Below are 17,631 nucleotides of genomic sequence, written 5' to 3'. Positions count from 1 at the left end.
ACGGCGCCGATCGGAAGGCTCGAGGGGTACCTGTCCCCCAGCCTCGAGGAGCGTTCCCGTGGCCGTCGTCGACGCCCCACCCGTCACCTCCCTGCGCCCACCGGCGGTGCTCGAGCGGCCGCGTACCGCGCTCGCGTCCCCCGCCCCGGCCGCGACCACCCGCACCCGCGACCGGTTCGTCGACGCCGTCCGCACGTTCGGCACGCTCTCCGTGCTCACCGTCCACTGGCTCATGCCAGAGGCGACCTGGGACGGGATGGACCTGCGCATCGGCAACGCCCTCGGGCACGGCGCCGCGTGGGTGCTCACCTGGGTGCTGCAGGTGCTCCCGCTGCTGTTCTTCGCGGCCGGCGCCTCAGCGGCCTTCCGGGCGGCGCGGCACCCGGCGGGCGGGCTGGCCCGGGCATGGCCGCGGGTGGTGGCCGGCCGGGTGCGCGCGCTCGCTGTGCCGGTGCTCGCCTTCGTCGGGACGTGGGTCGCGGCGGCGCTGCTCCTGCCGGTGCTGGGGGTGCCGGACGACGCCGTCGCGCAGGCCGCGCGGATCGCGCCTCAGCTGCTGTGGTTCCTCGCCGTCGACGTCATGCTGTTCGCGCTCGCCCCCGCGCTCCTGGCGGCGTACCGCCGGTGGGGGCGCGCCTTCGTCGCCGGTGTGATCGCGCTGCCGCTCGCCGTCGACCTCCTGCGGTTCGCCGCCGGCGCCGACCGCCTCGCCTGGGCGAACCTCGTGGCCGTGTGGGCGGTGCCGTACGTGCTCGGGATCGCGTACGCGCTGGCCCGACGCACGGGTGCGAGCGTGCGGCGCGGCGTCCTCTGGGCGGGTCTCGGCGCCGGTCTGGCCGGTCTCGTCGCCCTCGTGTCGCTCGGCCCGTACCCGCCGAGCATGATCGGCATGCCGGGAGACGCGATCTCGAACCTCGGCCCGCCGACGGCGCCGGTGGTCGCGCTCGCGCTCGCCCAGGTGTGCGCCGTGCTCCTGCTGCGCGAACGGCTCCTGGCGTGGACGGCGGCGGGACGCGGGGCCGCCGCGCTCGCGTGGGTCGGCGCGCGGTCGATGACCCTCTACCTGTGGCACCTCACGGCGATGTTCGTCGTGGTGGGCGTCGTGCTCGTGGGCGCCGGGTCCCAGCTCCCCAGCTCGTGGAGCCTCGAGTGGTGGCTCAGCAGGCCGGGCTGGTTTGGGGCGTTCGCTCTCGTGCTCGGCGGGCTCGTCGCGGTGTTCGGGCGGTTCGAGGGCAGCCGCGGCGCACGTCCTGAACGGGGCCCTCGCGCCGCGCTCGTCGAGAACCGCCGGGCCTGACCCTCCCCGAGTGCGTGATCTCTCCTGCCGCGCCCGCGCGTGTCGCGGGAGAGGTCACGCACTCGAGGGGTTCAGCCGGCCCGTCAGCTCCGCAGCCGCTCCCGCAGCCACACCACGCCGACCTCCGCCTGCGCGCGCTGGAACGCCCGCACGTGCGGGATGCCCTGCGGGGGCGGGTCCAGCGACGCCCGCGTGAAGTACCCGACGATCGCCGCGACGTACGCCGTCACGGCGTCCGGGTCCGCCGCCCGCGCCACCGGGTGCGTGCGCACGATCTCCTCGGGCTGCGGCCCGCCCTCGGTCGCGAGCGCGGGAAGCATGCCGACGACGTCGCAGAACGCCGCGCCGCGGCTCGCGTACGGCCAGTCGACGACGACGGCGCCCCGGCCGTCGGTCGGAACGATCACGTTGTCGCCCCGGAAGTCGCCGTGCACGAGCACGTCCCCGGCAACGGCCTCACGCCACCCCGACTCGACGTCGGCGAGCCGGTCGACGTTCTTCACCACCCACTCCTCGTACGTGGCGAGCCCGGCGGGGCGCCGGTCCGCGAGCTGGCGCCAGTTCGTGAACGCGCCGTCCTCGGCGTCGGCCATCACCGGGATCTGCGGCACGTCGGGCGCGGGCACCTCGGCGAGCCGCGACGCGAGGTCGAGCACGGCGTCCAGCTCCCCGGCCTGCCAGGGCACCGCGGGCGTGCGGCCGTCGACGGCGTCGAACGCCACCAGGACCCAGTCGTCGTGCTCCGCGCTCCAGCGCAGCCGCGGGGCGGGCACGTCCTCGGGCAGCACCGCCGCGACCTCGGCCTCCCGCCGGTACAGCGTCGCCGCCACCTCGTTGTCGCTCGCAGCGACGGCCTTGACGAAGGTGCGCCCGCCGTCGTCGGTGACGAGCGTGCTCGCGAGCCCCGGGCTGTAGCCGCCGTCGTGGCTGCGGGCATCGACGACGACGACGCCGAGCTCGGACTCGATCAGGTCGCGGAGCGCTTCGGGCAGCTCGGGCCACGTGGGGCGGCGTCGGGACATCGGGTCAGCCTGCCCGACGGCGCCGCGGCTCCGCGAGGCGATATCTGCAGCAGCCCGGCAGCTCGAGGTCCCAGGCTCGACCGCGGGCGCCCCGCGAGTTCGTACGTCTGCGGCGAGCTCGATCTCCGGAGAGTGCGAGCTCGCCGCAGAGGGACGAGCTCGCCCCCCGCCGGGCTCGGGCAGGATGTCCCGGTGAGGAACCGCAGCCGCGTGCGCGCCGCCGTCGTCACCCTGGGCATTCTCGCGATCCTGACGCCGGCTGCGTGCTCCGTCTCGATCGAGGGTGACCCGGCACCCGATCCGGTACCCGAGACGGTCGACCTCACGACCCCTCCCGCCCCCGCCGACCTCGGTCTGGACGTCGACGACGACGCCACCGTCGTGCTCGAGTCCGACCCGCCGGTCGAGGCGACGGTGCTCCTGCCCGGCGCCAGCTTCACGATGCCGACGGCGACGCTCACCGTCAGCGTGACGGACGGCGTCGTCGTCGACCCCGTGCTCGGCGACACCGGCCAGCTCGACCTCGGCGCCGTCGAGGAGGCCTTCCGGGGCGTGCTCGCCGACCTGGCTCAGCCCGCGAGCGTCGCGGACGAGTTCGTCACCGCAGCGACGACGGCGGACGCCGACCAGGTCACCTCGCCGTGGGTCAACCTCGTGTTCGGCGACACAGCCGTCGGCATCCGCGCCGAGTACGACCCGCGGAGCACGCACGGCCGCGTCATCTACTCCGTCACCTGGGACTGACCGCGCCGAGTGGTCGCAGGCGGTCGCCCACCGCGGCGGCAGGCGACCGAGTGCGACCACTCGGCGCGTGGAAAGGCCCCTACTCCGCGCGCGTGGAGAACGCCGCGTCGAACGCCGCCTCCGGCGCGTCGAACGCGTGCGAGCGCACGAACTGCAGAGCCTCGGGGGCGCCGACGAGCCGGTCCATCCCGGCGTCCTCCCACTCCACCGAGATCGGGCCGTCGTAGCCGATGTGGTTGAGCGTGCGGAACGCGTCCTCCCACGGCACGTCGCCGTGACCGGTGGACACGAAGTCCCAGCCGCGGCGCGGGTCCGCCCACGGCAGGTGCGACGACATCCGGCCGTTGCGACCGTTCACCATCCTCTTCTTCGTGTCCTTGCAGTCCACGTGGTAGATGCGGTCCGCGAAGTCGACGAGGAAGCCGACGGGGTCGATGTCCTGCCACACCATGTGGCTCGGGTCCCAGTTGAGGCCGAACGCCTCGCGGTGCCCGATCGCCTCGAGCGTGCGCACGGTGGTCCAGTAGTCGTAGGCGATCTCGCTCGGGTGCACCTCGTGCGCGAACCGCACGCCCACCTCGTCGAAGACGTCGAGGATCGGGTTCCACCGGTCGGCGAAGTCCTGGTAGCCGGCGTCGATCACCTCGGCGCGCACCGGTGGGAACATCGCCACGTACTTCCAGATCGCGGAGCCGGTGAACCCGACGACGGTCTTCACACCGAGCTTCGCCGCGAGCCGCGCGGTGTGCTGCATCTCCTCCGCGGCGCGCTGGCGCACACCCTCGGGGTCGCCGTCGCCCCAGATCCGCGGCTCGAGCATCTCCTGGTGGCGGATGTCGATCGGGTCGTCGCAGACCGCCTGGCCCTTGAGGTGGTTCGAGATCGCCCACACCTTGAGGCCGTACCGCTCGAGCAGGTCGAGCTTGCCCTGCACGTACGCGTCGTCGTCCCAGCGCCACGGGTCGAGGTGGTCGCCCCAGCACGCGATCTCGAGGCCGTCGTAGCCCCACTCCGAGGCGAGCCGCGCGACCTCCTCGAACGGCAGGTCGGCCCACTGGCCGGTGAAGAGCGTGATCGGACGGGTCATGTGGTTCTCTCTCTCCTTGCTGTGGTGGAACGGTCAGGACGCCGGGAGGTCCAGCCAGGTGGAGCCCGCCGCGCTGCTCCGCAGGACGGCGTCGAGCACCCGCTGGACCTGGAGGCCGTCGGCGAACGACGGCGTGGGCTGGGTCCCGCTCGCGATGTCACGGACGAGGTCCACGACCTGGTGCGTGAACGCGTGCTCGTAGCCGAGCCCGTGACCAGCGGGCCACCAGGCCTCGACGTACGGGTGCTGCGGCTCGGTGACGAGGATGCGCCGGAAGCCCGCCGTGACGGCGTCCTCCTCGGCGTCGAAGTACTGCAGGACGTTCATGTCCTCGAAGTCGAACGCGAGCGATCCCTTCGAGCCGTTGATCTCGAGCTGGATGGCGTTCTTGCGGCCCCAAGCGAAGCGCGTCGCCTCGAACGTGCCGATCGCGCCGGAGGAGAACCGCCCGAGGAACAGGGCGGCGTCGTCCACGGTGACCGGGCCGCGCTCGGTCGACGACCCCGTGCCGGACAGGCCGGAGAAGCCCTCCGCCACGGGACGCTCCTTGACGAACGTCTCCGTGAGGCCGACGACGCCGGTCAGCCGCTCGCCGGTGATGAACTGCGTGAGGTCGATGATGTGGGCGCCGATGTCGCCGAGCGCGCCCGAGCCGGCGAGCGACGCGTCGAGCCGCCACGACAGCGGCGCCTCCGGGTCGCTGATCCAGTCCTGCAGGTAGCGCGCGCGGACCTGCCGGATCTCGCCGAGCCGCCCGTCGGCCACGAGCTGCCGCGCGAGCTGGATCGCCGGCACGCGCCGGTAGGTGAACCCGACCATCGCCAGCACGCCGTTCGCCGCCGCCTTCTCGGCGGCCGCGGTCATCGCCTCGGCCTCGGCGACGGTGTTGGCGAGAGGCTTCTCGCACAGCACGTGCTTGCCTGCTTCGAGCGCGGCGATCGCGATCTCCGCGTGGGTGTTCCCCGGGGTGCACACGTCGACGAGATCGACGTCGTCGCGCGCCACGAGGTCCTGCCAGCCGACCACCGACTCCTCCCAGCCGAGCTTGCTCGCGGCCTGCGCCACCGCCGCTGCGTCCCGGCCGGCGACGGCGCGCATCCGGGGCCGCAGCGGCAGGTCGAAGAAACGGGGCGCCGTGCGCCACGCGTGGGAGTGCACTGCTCCCATGAACGCGTAGCCCACGAGCCCGACGGCGAGCTCCGGCGTCGTCGGCGAGGGGTGGTCCGGCATGGTGTCCTCTCAGGTCGGTGCCCCGGCCGCCGGCAGGGCGCCGGCGGACGGGGCAGCGTCGGTGCTGGGCGCGCTCAGGACTCGAACGCGGTCGGCAGGTACTGCTCGACGTTATCGGCCGTGACGACCGGCGCGTACAGCTGGACGAGGCGTGGGACCTCGACCTCGACGAGGTCGGACATGCTCCGCCCCTGGACGACGAGGCGGGCGAGCGCGATGCCGTCCGCCGCCTGCGTCGACGGGTAGATGACCGTCGCCTCGACGATGGAGTCGGGGTTCTGGATCTCCTCCATCATGTTCACCGAGCCGGCACCACCCACGAGGAAGAACTCGTCGCGTCCGGCCGTCTCGATCGCGGCGAGGACGCCGACGCCCTGGTCGTCGTCGTGGTTCCAGATCGCGTCGATCTGGGGGGCCGCCGCGAGCAGCTGCTCCGTGGCGGCGGTCCCGCCCTGGATCGTGAAGTCGGCGGCGACCCGGTTGTCGACGTCGAGCCCGCACTCCCCGAGCGCGTCCTCGAAGCCCTGGCTGCGGTCCTGCGTCAGGGGAAGCGAGTCGATGCCGGCGATCTCCGCCACGATCGCGTCCGGGTTGTCGCCGAGCTGCTCGCAGATGTACTGCCCCGCGCTGACGCCCATGCCGTAGTTGTCGCCGAGCACCGTGACGCGGGCGGCGTTCGGGTCGTTGAACTCGCGGTCGACGTTCACGACGACGATGCCCGCCTCCATCGCCTCGAGCGCCACCTCGGTGAGCGCCGCGCCGTCGAACGGCAGCAGCACGATCGCGTCCACGCCGTCGTTGATGAACTGCTCGACCTGGCTGATCTGGAGGTTCACGTCGTTCGTGCCCTCGGCGACCTGGAGGTCGATGTCGCTGTGCTCGTCCGCGTACTCCTGCGCGCGCTCGGTGATCGCGGCCATCCAGCCGTGGTCGGCGGCTGGCGCCGAAAAGCCGATCACGACCGTCTCGCCCGGCTCGTCGTTGGCGCCGCCGCCGGCCTCGCCTCCGCCGTCGTCCTCCGCCGCCGGTGTCTCCTCCTCGGCGGGTTCGTTGCTCGTACAGGCCGACAGCACGAGAGCGCCAGCGCCGAGCGTGGCGGCGACGACGGCGAGACGCGCCTTGGCGCCGATCGCTCGGCGGGTGGGGTGCTGGGACATGACTTCTCCTCGTTGAGATGGCGAGGGTCGAGAAGACCCGGGGGTGATGGGTGGGAGCCGCTACGTCTTGCGGGAGCGAGCGGCGAGCTGCTGCTGAAGCAGCACGGCGAGCACGATGATCGCGCCCTTCGCGACGGACTGGACGGAGATGGACAGGTTGTTCTGCGTGAAGACGTTGGACAGCGTCGCGAAGATGAGGACGCCGAGTACGGTGCCGACGATGGTGCCGCGGCCCCCGATCAGGAGCGTGCCGCCCACGACGACGGCGGCGATCACGTCGAGCTCGTACAGCGTGCCGTGGGTGGAGCTTCCGGTGGTCGTCCGCGCGATCATCATGACCCCGGCGAGTCCGGCGAGCGCCCCGCACAGCACGTAGAGCCACGTCGTGTGCGCTCGGACCTTGATCCCGGCCAGCCGTGCCGCCTCCGCGTTGCCGCCGACGGCGATGGTGCGTCGACCGAAGGTCGTGCGGTTGAGGAGGACCCAGCCGAGCACGGCGACGACGGCGAACACCCAGACGATCGTCTGCATACCCAGGAAGTCGTCGCGCCAGAACGCCTCGAACCCGTTGTTCTCCAGGTTCTGGTTCCGCTTGCCCGAGATGATCTCGGCCAGGCCGCGGGCCGCGACGAGCATCGCGAGCGTGGCGATGAATGCCACGACCTTCCCGTACGCGATGAGCACACCGTTCACGAGGCCGCAGGCTGCCCCGACGAGCACCGCTGTCGTGACCATCACGATCCAGTGGGTGTTCGCCGCGATGGTCTGCGTCGCGAGCGTCGTGGCCCAGACGGACGCCAGGCCGAGCACGGAGCCCACGGATAGGTCGATGCCGCCGGCCGTGATGACGAACGTCATGCCGATGCTGAGGACGCCGATGATCGCCGCATACCGGAGGATCGTGACGATGTTGTTGCCGCCGACGAAGTCCGGCCCCGACGTGATGATGCCGACGACGCACAGCAGCACGAGCGCGATCACGAGGCCGAGGTTGCGCCACAGGCCGGACGACGCGAACCGACCGCCGGTCTCGAGGGCCGCCTCCTCCACCCGTGCGGACTCGACGGGCGGGGGCGTGGCCGAGGGTGTCCCGCTCACGCGAGTGCTCCTTCCATGACGAGGTCGAGGACGCCGTGCTCGTCGATCGAGCCGGCGGGTGCGCTGTGCACGATCCGTCCGGCGGACACCACGTGGACGACGTCGGACAGGGCGAGCACCTCGGGGATCTCGCTCGAGACGACGACGATCGCCGTCCCCTGCTCCGCGAGACGCCGCACGAGTGCGTAGATCTCCGAGCGCGCTCCGACATCGACGCCTCGGGTCGGCTCGTCGAGCAGCAGCACGCGGCAGCCGTGGGCGAGCCAGCGACCGAGCAGGATCTTCTGCTGGTTCCCGCCAGAAAGGGTCCGCGTGACGCGGTCCGGGTCCTCCGGCCGCAGCTGCAGCGCGGCGATCTGCTCCCGCGCGAGCGCCCGTTCGGCACCTTCGTCGAGGAAGCCCGCGGTGGACGTCCGCGGGAACGTCGCGAGCGTGATGTTCCGGTACACCGGCTCGTCCAGCAGCAGCCCCTGGCTCTTGCGCTCCTCCGGACACAGCCCGACGCCGGTGGAGACGGCGTGCGCGACCGACCCCGCCCGCAGTGCGACCCCGCCGACGCGGATGCGGCCGGCGTCGGCCCGGCGCGCGCCGGCGATCGTCTCGAGGATCTCCGAGCGGCCGGAGCCGACGAGCCCGGCGAGCCCGACGATCTGACCCGGTCCGACGCTGAACGCGACGTCGGTGTACGACCCCCGCAGCGTCAGGGACTCCACCTCGAGCACGGCGGAGTCGGTACCGGTGGCGCCGGCCGCGTCGTGCGGGGCGGCGACGGCGCGCAGCGGGTCGACGGTCCGCCCGGTCATGAGCCGGATGAGGTCCGGCGTGGGCGTCGTGGCGGGCAGCCCGGCGGCGACCGTCCGGCCGTCCTTGAGCACGGTGATGCGGTCGCCGATCTCGCGGATCTCCTCGAGGCGGTGCGAGATGTACACCACGGCGATGTCGCGCGCGGTGAGCTCACGCACGACGCGGAAGAGGGTCGCGACCTCCTCGGAGTCGAGCACCGCGGACGGCTCGTCCATGACGATGACACGCGCGCGCCGCGACAGTGCGCGCGCCATGCTCACGATCTGCTTCCCGGCCGCGCTGAGGGTGGCGACCTCGCGGCGCGGTGAGATCTCGCGGTGCCCGAGCACGGCGAGGAGCTCCCGGGTCCGGGCGTGCTGGGCGGCGCGGTGCACCACCGACCCGGTGGCGAGCTCGTGCCCGAGGAAGACGTTCTCGGCCACGCTGAGGCCGTCGACGACGTCGAGCTCCTGGTACATCGTCGCGATCCCGGCCCGCAGCGCGGCAACGGGCGAACCGAACGTGACGGCGTCGTCGTCGAGCACGATCCGCCCGGCCGTGGGCGTGTGGGCGCCGGCGAGCACCTTGATGAGCGTGGACTTCCCCGCGCCGTTCTGGCCGAGGATGCAGTGCACCTCTCCGGCGCGCACCTCCAGGTCCACGCCGTCGAGCGCGAGCGCACCCGGGAACTCCTTGACGATGCCCTCCATGCGGAGGAGCTGACGGTCGTCGGTGACCATGTGAGGAAGGTAACATTCTTCTGCCGAACGTCAAGCAAAAGTGCGGGCGTCACTGCCGTTGTTATGGTCCGGGGATGGTCGAATCGGAGGTGGCCGTGGCGCCGACGCGCGACCGGACGCTCCCGGGCACCGAGACCGGGCCCGGCGGTCTGCTGCAGCTCCTGCGCGACGGCCGGGCACGGACCCGCGCCGACCTGGTGGCCGAGACCGGTCAGTCGCGGTCGACGATCGCGACCCGTGTCGACGCGCTCCTCGCGACCGGCCTGGTGGCCTCGGTCGGTTCGCGCGCGTCCACGGGCGGCCGCCCGCCCACGGCGTTCGCGTTCGACCCGACGTCCCGGGTGGTGCTCGGGGTCGACCTCGGCGCCGCCCACGGCCGCCTCGCCGTGACCGATCTCGCCGGCTCGATCCTCGCCGAGCACGCCGAGCCGGTGCGGATCTCCGACGCCCCCGAGAAGGTGCTCGGCTGGGTGGCGCGGACCGGGCACGAGCTCCTCGACCGGGCCGGACGCCCGAGCACCGACCTCGCCGGACTCGGTCTGGGGCTGCCCGGACCCGTCGAGCACTCCACGGGCCGACCCGTCGACCCGCCGATCATGCCCGGCTGGCACGGCGTCGACGTGCCCGGGATCCTCGGCGCGCACTTCGCGGCGCCGATCCTGGTGGACAACGACGTCAACCTCATGGCGCTGGGCGAGCACGCCATGGGTTTCCCCGACGTCGACGACCTGCTGTTCGTCAAGGTGGCGACGGGCATCGGGGCCGGCATCATCGCCGACGGCGAGCTGCGCCGCGGCGCGCAGGGAGCGGCCGGGGACCTCGGGCACATGGCGGTGCCCGGCGGCGAGCCGCGGTTGTGCACCTGCGGCAACACCGGGTGCGTGGAAGCGCTGGCGAGCGGCAACGCGATCGCGACGAAGCTGCGCGAGGCGGGGATCGACGCCACGACGAGCGACGACGTCGTCGCGCTGGTCCGCGCCGGCGACCCGACCGCCACGGCGACGCTCCGCCAGGCGGGGCGCGAGCTGGGCGCGGTGCTGGCGGGCACGGTGAGCCTGCTCAACCCGTCCGTCGTCGTCATCGGCGGCAGCCTCTCGGCGGCGGGCGAGCAGCTGCTCGCGGGGATCCGCGAGGTGGTGTACGCGCGGTCGCTGCCGCTGGCGACGCAGCACCTGCAGATCGTCGGCACACGGACGGCGCGCCAGGCGGCGGTGCTCGGTGCGAGCGTGCTGGCGAGCGACTTCGCGCTCAGCACGGCGCGCATCGACGCCCTCACCGCCCCCTGACGCCCCGGAGCGCGGCGGGAACGGCCCGTTCCCGCCGCGCGAGGCCTACCGCGGCTCGATGCGCACCAGGGTCGCGCGACCCGGGCCGAGCCGGAGGCTCAGGTCGCGGTCGCCCCGGTCGCGGTACCGCTCACGTTCGGGCTCGTACGTCGCGACCCCACCGACGGCGGATCCCCACCGCACCCCCACGTTCGCCCGCTCGTGCCGCGAGTGGTTCGCCACGAGGAGGTACCGCTGCTCGTCCGGACCGGTGAACCTGCCGAGGACGACGGCGTCGCCCCGGACCTGCTCGACGTCGTCGTCCGGTGCGAACGGCTCCAGCCCGTCCGGTACCGGATCGAGGTTCGCCGCCTGCACCGCCGTCGACGTCAGCGGCAGCATCTGCCGGCCGATCGCGGCCAGGTAGCGCGTGTTCACCTCGCGCGTGTGGTCGTACAGCGGGGTTCGCTCCCCCTCCACCGTCATGATGCCCCCGGTGAAGTTCTCCCCTCGGGCCGGGTCCGGCGTCCAGTACGTGAAGTACTGGATGCCCTTGCAGCCGTACGCGAGGCTGATGTTGACCTGCCAGTACAGGTCGTCCTTCGTGGGCACGGCGTGGTTCGTGTAACCCACGGACTGGATGTACGCCCAGGTCGGGATCCCGCCCGGCAGCGCCGCCGCCCGGACGTCGGCCCAGTTCCGGAAGTAGCCGGCGTCCTCGCCCTCGAGCAGGATCGGGTACCTGTCGAACGAGAGCACCTCCGGGTTCGTCTGCTCGACCGCCTCCACGTAGTCGAAGCCGGGCAGGTGGTTCACGTAGGGCAGGCACTCGGGGTCGATCGACCGGATGATGTCGAGCACGATGGCGAGGTCCGGCAGCTTCGCGACGGACGGCTCGTCGTACACGTGGAGTCCGGCGAAGCTGGCGAAGCCGCCGCCGGGACGCCGCCACGCCCCGAGATCGGACGCGAAGTCCTCGGTGAACAGCACCTCGCCGTCCGGCGCCGTGACCACGACGTCGTCGAAGAACGCCGACTCCGACCCCGCCTCACGGAACCCGACCGGTCCGGAGGCGAACGTCGCGTCCGTCGTCGTGTCGACGACGACGCCGTCGATCGTCGTCGTGATCGTGTCACCCTCCAGCGTGGTCGCCACGCGGTAGGTCTGGTCAGGGACGACGGCGAACGGCAGCAGCGTCGTCGTCACCTGCGGCGCGCCGCCCACGAAGACCGCCTTGACCAGCGCTGACGGCGCCCCGTCGGCCGGGCGGTTGGTGAGCAGCCAGACGTACGCGTTGCCCTCGTCCTGGACGCGGAACGCCCACCCGGCCTGCGCGTAGCCGCCGGCGCCCGTCGCCCGCGGGGCGGTGTCGAACTCGAACGTGTAGTCGGTCCATTCGGCGCCGTCGAGGGTCCACCCGATCGAGCCGTTCCCGGTGCCGCCGTCGAACAGCAGGCGGCCGTCGACGATCTGCCAGAAGCCGTCGCCGGCGTACTTGCGGATGACCTCGCGCAGCTTCGTCTCCGCCTCGGCGCGCGTGAGCGTGAAGGCCCCGCCGTCGTCGGAGATCGTGAACTGGTGCGTGAGCCAGCGCACGTCGCCGTCGTCGACGAGCACCTTGAGCCCGACCTGGTCCGCGATGCCCAACGCGTGCCGCTGGATGTAGTGGTCCGCGTACAGGTAGTTGTTCGAGTGGACGTACGTGAACCCGGCGTCGGCCATCTCCTGCCAGCGCTCGAGCGTCGTCTGCAGGGGCGGCGGCGGCCAGAACACGCCGATGGGGAACGTCTCGTCGGCCAGCAGCGGTCCGCCGGAACCGGCGGCCGCCGGCTCGCGCCGGACGTGCGCACCGGCGGGGCCGGCGAATGCTCCGACCGCGGCGACGGCGCCACCGAGGGCGCCGCTCATCCGCAGGAAGCCCTGACGCGTCAGGATGATCTCGGCCATACCTGCCTCCTCGTGCCCCGGACGGGGCTGTGAGCGAACGGGCGACGACGACGTCGCCCGCGGGTCTCAGCGGCGGGGCTTTCGTTCGGTCCGCCCCGCCTGGTGTCGCCGGACGGCGAGCGCCGTCTGGGTGAGCAGCTCGGTGGTCCGCTCGTAGGTGAGCTGACCGACGGCGAGGTACAGCAGCTCGACCACCGTCAGCTCCGAGAAGCGCGCCGCGAGCGGGCCCTCGCGGAACGTCGTCTCCTCCGTGACGGTGACGAGGATGCGGTCGGCGACCGCCGCGAGCGAGGACCGGGGCGCGCCGGTGACGGCCACCGTCAGGGCGTCGCGGCTCCCGGCTGCGCGGAGCATCTCGAGCGTCTCGATCGTCTCGCCGGTGTAGGAGACGGCGATCGCGACGTCGCCCGGCCCGAGCAGGGCGGCTCCCGTGAGGCCCTCGTGCACGTCGGCGAAGGACCACGTCGCGATGCCGATCCGGTGCAGGCGGAGCTGCAGCTCCGCCGTCATGACGGCGCTCCCGCTGACGCCGTACAGGTGCACCCGCCGCGCCCCGGCGACGGCGTGCGCAACGTCGCGCAGCACGTCGAGGTCAAGACCCGCCAGCGTGTCGTGGACGGCCCTCGACGTCGCCGCACCCAGGGTGCCGGCGACGTCCTCGAGCGAGTCCGTGGGACCGATCGTGCGCGAGATGTCGATCTCCCACGGGGAGCTCGCGCTCGCCGTCGCGTCCGCGACGACGGCGATCCGCAGGGCCGGGTACCCGTCGACGCCGAGCCTGCGGCACAGCCGGGACACGGCCGACGGCGAGGTGCCGCTCGCCTCGGCGAGGTCGGTGATCGTGCCGGCCACGCTGGCGACCGGGTCCGCGAGCACGCGCTCCGCCGTCCGCCGCACGGAGTCGGGCAGGTCGGGCAGGAGCCGGCGCAGCTCGGCGAGGATCCCGCCCGACCTCATGGACCGGGTGCGCACCTCCGCCGGTGGCGTCATGACAGAAAGTGTCACGGTGCGCACGTTCCGTGTCAACGATTTGACAGGTTCTGTCAGCTGGCAAGCGCTCGCGCCCGAGCACGTGCCTCGCGTTCGAGCCAGGTCGGCGCCGCCGTCAGGCGGAGGCCGCCCGGTGGGCCCGGATCACCTCGGCCGCCTCGGTGAGGACGCTCGCGAGGTCGCCGACGACGGCGAAGTCGGCGATCTCCACGAGCGGCGCCTCGGCGTCGATGTTCACCGCGACGATCGTCTCCGCGGCCTGCATCCCGCCGCGGTGGTGCGGTGCGCCCGAGATCCCGGCGCCGATGTACAGCCGGGGGGCGATCGTCGTGCCCGTCTGGCCGACCATCGCGTCGTGGCCGATCCACCCCTCCTCGACGACGTCGCGCGTCGCGCCGACCGCCGCACCGAGCACGTCGGCGAGCTCGGTGACCGGGCCGAAGTCCCCGCCCGTCCCGCGGCCCCCCGCGACGACGAGAGTCGCCTCGGCCAGGGCTGGGCGCCCGTCGTCCGCACCGTGCGCCACCTCCTCGCGCGCCCGGAGCGTCACCCCGTGCGCGGTGCCCGCGGCGTCGACCGACTCCACGGCGACGGCGGGCTCGCCAACGGGCGCGCCCAGGGCCTCGGGGCGGACGGCGTTCGCCCGCACGGTCGCGACCGCGAGCGGCGTCGTCACCTCGCACTCGGTGTCCCACGTGCCGGCGAACACGCGCTTCCCGCCGACCACGCCGCCGTCGCCGGCCCGGCGCAGCGACGCGACGTCGATGAGCAGCCCCGCCCCCAGCTCGCGGGCCGCGAGCGCGGCGGTCTCCTTGTGCAGGAACGTCGACGGCAGCAGCAGGAGCGTCGCGCCCGTGCCGCGCACGGCCTGGGCCAGCGCTCGCGCGGCGGCCGGCGGAAGCGTGGCGTCCTCCCCGGCGACGTCGAGCTGCAGCACGTCGGTCACGCCGAACGCACCGAGCGCGTCGGTCGCGGCGGGACCGAGCGGGCCGAACGCCACGACGAGCGGTGAGCCGACACGCGCGGCGAGCGTGAGGAGCTCGAACGTGGTCGGCCGCGGCGCCGCGGCCGGGTCGTCGAGCAGGACGAGGACGACGGCGTCGTCCGCCCGGGCGTGATCCGTCACGTGCGTCGCCACCTCAGACCAGCTCGCGTGCGATGAGAAACTCGGCGAGGGCGCGCCCCCCGGACCCGTCGTCGTACCGGATGTCCGGCTCGGGCCGCGGCGGCCGCGGCGCCGCCGTGAGCACCCGGGTCCGCGCCCCCTCGGCTCCGACCTCGGCGGCGTCGAGACCGATCGCCGCCAGGTCGAGGCGCCGGACCTCGATCGAGCGCGCTGCGAGGATCCCCGCGAGCACCGGGAACCGGGGGGAGTTGATGGCGTCGGTCACCGACACGACGGCGGGTGCGGGCGCCGCGAGCGTCTCGCGGGCACCGGCGACGTCACGCTCGATCGTGAGCGTGACGCCGTCGGCCCCCAGCCGCGTCGCGAACGTCAGGGCCGGCCAGCCGAGCTCGGCGGCCACCAGCGCCGGGACCACCGAGCCGAGCCCGTCGAGGGCCGCCATGCCGAAGAGGGCGACGTCGACCGGGGCCTCGGCGTGCAGGGTGCGGACGGCCGCGGCGAGCGCCCGCGAGGTGCCCGTGACGTCCGAGCCCGCCACGGCGTCGTCGCACACGTGCACGGCAGCGTGCGCCCCCATCTGCAGGGCGCGGCGCACGGCGTCGACCGCCCCGGTCGGGCCGACCGTGAGCGCGACGATCTCGTGCTCGCCCTCGCCCGCCGCCTCCACGAGGCGCAGCGCCTCCTCGACGGCGCACTCGTCCAGCTCGTTCAGCGTGCCGTCGCCACCCTCGCGTGCGACGCGGCCCTCGGCGGTGAACGAGCGGTCCGCCTGGATGTCCGGGACGTGCTTGACGGCGACCACGATGCGCATGGCCCCTAGCCTGCCACCACCGCGCGGGCCCGCGGCACGATGGGAGACTGGCCGGCGATGACCGCCAGCCCCCAGACCGTGCGCCCCGCAGCTCGAGCTGCCCGGGGTGCCTCCCTGCCGCACCGCTTCGGCGCGCACGTGGTCGACGGCGGGATCGACGTCGTCGTCGCCGCCCCGCACGCCGAGGCCGTGGACCTGTGCCTGCTCGGCGACGACGGCGAACGTCGGGTGGGTCTGCGGCGACGCGCCTTCGGGGTGTGGGACGCGCACGTGCCGGGCGTCGGCGCCGGCCAACGGTACGGGCTGCGGGTGCACGGTCCGTGGGATCCCGCCGCCGGCCTGTTCCACAACCCGGCGAAGCTGCTCCTCGACCCGTACGCCCGCGGCGTCGTCGGCGACCTGCGGCTCAGCCCGGAGATCTTCGGGCACGTCACCGAGGCGGACGGGGCCGGCGACCTCGCCCTGCCTGATCACCGGGACTCCGCCCCGTTCGTGCGCCACGGCGTGGTCGTGCCGAGCCACCGGCCGCCCGTGCGGCGGCCGCGTGTGCCGTGGTCGGAGACGGTCGTGTACGAGGCGCACGTCCGCGGGCTGACCCTGGACCTCCCGGGCGTGCCGGAGCACCTGCGCGGCACGTACGCCGGCCTCGCCCACCCCGCGACGATCGAGCACCTGCGCCGGCTCGGCGTCACCACGCTCGAGCTGCTCCCGATCCACGCGATCGCCTCGGAGACGGCGCTGCTCGAGCGGGGTCTCGTCAACTATTGGGGCTACTCCACGCTCGCGTTCTTCGCACCCGAGCCGCGGTACGCCACGACCGCCGCCCGCTCGGCCGGCCCGGCGGCCGTGCTGGCCGAGGTCACGGGGATGGTCTCGCTGCTGCACGACGCGGGGATCGAGGTGCTGCTCGACGTCGTCTACAACCACACGTGCGAGCAGGGGCTCGACGGGCCGCTGCTGTCCTGGCGCGGGCTCGACAACACCGGCTACTACCTGCACGACGGCTCCTCACCGGCGCGGTACGCCGACGTCACCGGAACCGGGAACTCCCTCGACTTCCGCCGCCAGCGCGTGGTGCAGCTCGCCCTCGACTCGCTGCGGTACTGGGCCGAGGAGGTGGGCGTGGACGGGTTCCGGTTCGACCTCGCCGTCACGCTCGGCCGGCGGGCCGGTGCGTTCGAACCGGACCACCCGTTCCTCGTCGCGCTCGCGAGCGACCCGACGCTCGGTGGGCTCAAGCTCGTCGCGGAACCGTGGGACGTCGGCCCCAGCGGCTGGCGCACGGGCGCGTTCCTCCCGCCGATGCGCGAGTGGAACGACAGGTTCCGCGACGCGACACGGCGCTTCTGGCTCGCCGACCCGCGCACCGCCGCGGCCGGCGACGGCGCCACGCACGACCTCCGCGATCTCGCGACCCGGTTGTCCGGCTCCGCCGACCTGTTCGGGCACGGCGGCGGCGGCTCGCGCGGCCCCCTCGCCAGCGTGAACTACGTGACGGCGCACGACGGCTTCACGCTCGCCGACCTCGTCGCGTACGACCACAAGCACAACGAGGCGAACGGCGAGGGCGGGCGCGACGGCTCGGACCACAACCTGTCCTGGAACCACGGGATCGAAGGGCCGGTCCGGGACGAGGACCCGGGCGGCGAGATCCTCCCCCTGCGGCGCCGCTCGATCCGCAACCTGCTCGCCACGCTGCTCGTGTCCGCCGGCGTGCCGATGCTCACGGCCGGCGACGAGGTGGGCCGCACGCAGCGCGGCAACAACAACGCGTACTGCCAGGACTCGGAGCTGTCCTGGGTGAGCTGGGAGATCTCCGAGTGGCGCTCCGACCTGCTCGCCACGTCCCAGTACCTGCTCGCCCTGCGCCGGGAGCACGCGGCGCTGCGGCCCGTCCGCTTCGCGCGCGGCCGGCCCCGCCGGGACGACACGCTCGACGACCTCGCCTGGTTCGGCTCCGACGGCACCGCGCTGGACCACGACGCCTGGCACGACCCCGCTCGCCGGCTGCTGCAGATGCGGCGGTCGGGGCGGTCCCTGCCGGACCCGCTCTCCGGCGCCGAGCCAGCCGAGCCCGCCGCGCCCGCGCCGCGCGACGTGCTCGTGGTCCTGAACGGCGCCCTGGAGCAGGACGACGTCGTGCTCGCGCCCGCGCGCACCGGCTGGGAGCTCGTCTGGGACTCGACGTGGGAGCACCCGGGCGAGCTCGCGACGTCGGCGATCAACGGCGTCCTGCACCCCGCGGACGGCTCGATCGTGCCCCTCGACGCCCTGAGCATGCGGATCTACCTCGAACGGCGGACGCCCTGAGCGCCCGAGCCCTACGCTGCAGCG

Annotated in this window: 14 protein-coding genes; 4 read left to right on the top strand and 10 right to left on the bottom strand. The window is 73.5% G+C overall.

What is annotated here, in order from left to right:
- The first annotated feature begins 58 nt into the window (after positions 1 to 58).
- A complete protein-coding gene (locus tag BCAV_RS06830) occupies positions 59 to 1,297 on the top strand; it encodes an acyltransferase family protein (RefSeq protein ID WP_015881857.1) in 1,239 nt (412 codons plus the stop codon).
- An 83-nt stretch (positions 1,298 to 1,380) separates the two neighbouring features.
- On the opposite strand, the gene BCAV_RS06825 is transcribed toward BCAV_RS06830, so the two are convergent.
- Positions 1,381 to 2,319, bottom strand: coding sequence for a phosphotransferase family protein (locus BCAV_RS06825; protein ID WP_015881856.1), 939 nt, complete (start codon positions 2,317 to 2,319; stop codon positions 1,381 to 1,383).
- A gap of 192 nt (positions 2,320 to 2,511) precedes the next feature.
- On the opposite strand from BCAV_RS06825, the gene BCAV_RS06820 reads away from it, so the two are divergent.
- A complete protein-coding gene (locus BCAV_RS06820) occupies positions 2,512 to 3,063 on the top strand; it encodes a hypothetical protein (RefSeq protein ID WP_015881855.1) in 552 nt (183 codons plus the stop codon).
- Positions 3,064 to 3,142: 79 nt separating this feature from the next.
- Here BCAV_RS06820 and BCAV_RS06815 read toward each other — a convergent pair whose 3' ends face one another.
- The 5 genes from BCAV_RS06815 to BCAV_RS06795 all read right to left on the bottom strand — a co-directional run bounded on the left by BCAV_RS06815 (position 3,143) and on the right by BCAV_RS06795 (position 9,158).
- Entirely contained in the window at positions 3,143 to 4,150 is a 1,008-nt protein-coding gene (locus BCAV_RS06815; RefSeq protein ID WP_015881854.1) for a sugar phosphate isomerase/epimerase family protein, read from the bottom strand.
- A gap of 33 nt (positions 4,151 to 4,183) precedes the next feature.
- Entirely contained in the window at positions 4,184 to 5,380 is a 1,197-nt protein-coding gene (locus tag BCAV_RS06810; protein WP_015881853.1) for a Gfo/Idh/MocA family protein, read from the bottom strand.
- A gap of 74 nt (positions 5,381 to 5,454) precedes the next feature.
- Positions 5,455 to 6,537, bottom strand: a complete 1,083-nt coding sequence (locus BCAV_RS06805; RefSeq protein WP_015881852.1) for a substrate-binding domain-containing protein — start codon at positions 6,535 to 6,537, stop codon at positions 5,455 to 5,457.
- A 60-nt stretch (positions 6,538 to 6,597) separates the two neighbouring features.
- A complete protein-coding gene (locus BCAV_RS06800; RefSeq protein ID WP_015881851.1) occupies positions 6,598 to 7,635 on the bottom strand; it encodes an ABC transporter permease in 1,038 nt (345 codons plus the stop codon).
- A complete protein-coding gene (locus BCAV_RS06795; protein ID WP_015881850.1) occupies positions 7,632 to 9,158 on the bottom strand; it encodes a sugar ABC transporter ATP-binding protein in 1,527 nt (508 codons plus the stop codon). The genes BCAV_RS06800 and BCAV_RS06795 overlap by 4 nt, the downstream gene beginning before the upstream one ends.
- Positions 9,159 to 9,232: 74 nt before the next feature.
- Between BCAV_RS06795 and BCAV_RS06790 the strand changes: the two genes are divergently transcribed.
- Complete coding sequence (locus BCAV_RS06790) at positions 9,233 to 10,444, top strand: ROK family protein (RefSeq protein ID WP_015881849.1); 1,212 nt, start codon at positions 9,233 to 9,235, stop codon at positions 10,442 to 10,444.
- A 45-nt stretch (positions 10,445 to 10,489) separates the two neighbouring features.
- On the opposite strand, the gene BCAV_RS21540 is transcribed toward BCAV_RS06790, so the two are convergent.
- From BCAV_RS21540 to BCAV_RS06770, 4 genes are all read right to left on the bottom strand, one after another.
- Entirely contained in the window at positions 10,490 to 12,370 is a 1,881-nt protein-coding gene (locus BCAV_RS21540) for a hypothetical protein (RefSeq protein WP_015881848.1), read from the bottom strand.
- Positions 12,371 to 12,436: 66 nt separating this feature from the next.
- The gene (locus BCAV_RS06780) at positions 12,437 to 13,360 is read right to left on the bottom strand and encodes a MurR/RpiR family transcriptional regulator (protein WP_015881847.1); all 924 of its coding nucleotides are present in this window, start codon (positions 13,358 to 13,360) and stop codon (positions 12,437 to 12,439) included.
- Positions 13,361 to 13,475: 115 nt separating this feature from the next.
- The gene (locus tag BCAV_RS06775) at positions 13,476 to 14,486 is read right to left on the bottom strand and encodes an electron transfer flavoprotein subunit alpha/FixB family protein (protein ID WP_015881846.1); all 1,011 of its coding nucleotides are present in this window, start codon (positions 14,484 to 14,486) and stop codon (positions 13,476 to 13,478) included.
- A gap of 13 nt (positions 14,487 to 14,499) precedes the next feature.
- Positions 14,500 to 15,297, bottom strand: a complete 798-nt coding sequence (locus BCAV_RS06770; RefSeq protein WP_015881845.1) for an electron transfer flavoprotein subunit beta/FixA family protein — start codon at positions 15,295 to 15,297, stop codon at positions 14,500 to 14,502.
- Between the two features lie 57 nt (positions 15,298 to 15,354).
- On the opposite strand from BCAV_RS06770, the gene glgX reads away from it, so the two are divergent.
- The gene (glgX, locus tag BCAV_RS06765) at positions 15,355 to 17,607 is read left to right on the top strand and encodes a glycogen debranching protein GlgX (protein ID WP_043346745.1); all 2,253 of its coding nucleotides are present in this window, start codon (positions 15,355 to 15,357) and stop codon (positions 17,605 to 17,607) included.
- The last annotated feature ends 24 nt before the right edge of the window (positions 17,608 to 17,631 follow it).

The sequence above is a fragment of the Beutenbergia cavernae DSM 12333 genome (genome assembly GCF_000023105.1).
In the GTDB taxonomy this organism is placed as follows: Bacteria; Actinomycetota; Actinomycetes; order Actinomycetales; family Beutenbergiaceae; genus Beutenbergia; species Beutenbergia cavernae.
The sequence above is the reverse complement of the archived record's forward strand: the minus strand, read 5'-3'. Positions and strand labels throughout refer to the sequence as shown.

What these genes read in the sequence shown, in the direction of transcription:
- BCAV_RS06825 (WP_015881856.1), bottom strand. Translation starts at nt 2,319, where the DNA reads ATGTCCCGACGCCGCCCCACGTGGCCCGAGCTGCCCGAAGCGCTCCGC.
- BCAV_RS06815 (WP_015881854.1), bottom strand. Translation starts at nt 4,150, where the DNA reads ATGACCCGTCCGATCACGCTCTTCACCGGCCAGTGGGCCGACCTGCCG.
- BCAV_RS06810 (WP_015881853.1), bottom strand. Translation starts at nt 5,380, where the DNA reads ATGCCGGACCACCCCTCGCCGACGACGCCGGAGCTCGCCGTCGGGCTC.
- BCAV_RS06805 (WP_015881852.1), bottom strand. Translation starts at nt 6,537, where the DNA reads ATGTCCCAGCACCCCACCCGCCGAGCGATCGGCGCCAAGGCGCGTCTC.
- BCAV_RS06795 (WP_015881850.1), bottom strand. Translation starts at nt 9,158, where the DNA reads ATGGTCACCGACGACCGTCAGCTCCTCCGCATGGAGGGCATCGTCAAG.
- BCAV_RS06790 (WP_015881849.1), top strand. Translation starts at nt 9,233, where the DNA reads ATGGTCGAATCGGAGGTGGCCGTGGCGCCGACGCGCGACCGGACGCTC.
- BCAV_RS21540 (WP_015881848.1), bottom strand. Translation starts at nt 12,370, where the DNA reads ATGGCCGAGATCATCCTGACGCGTCAGGGCTTCCTGCGGATGAGCGGC.
- BCAV_RS06780 (WP_015881847.1), bottom strand. Translation starts at nt 13,360, where the DNA reads ATGACGCCACCGGCGGAGGTGCGCACCCGGTCCATGAGGTCGGGCGGG.
- BCAV_RS06770 (WP_015881845.1), bottom strand. Translation starts at nt 15,297, where the DNA reads ATGCGCATCGTGGTCGCCGTCAAGCACGTCCCGGACATCCAGGCGGAC.
- glgX (WP_043346745.1), top strand. Translation starts at nt 15,355, where the DNA reads ATGACCGCCAGCCCCCAGACCGTGCGCCCCGCAGCTCGAGCTGCCCGG.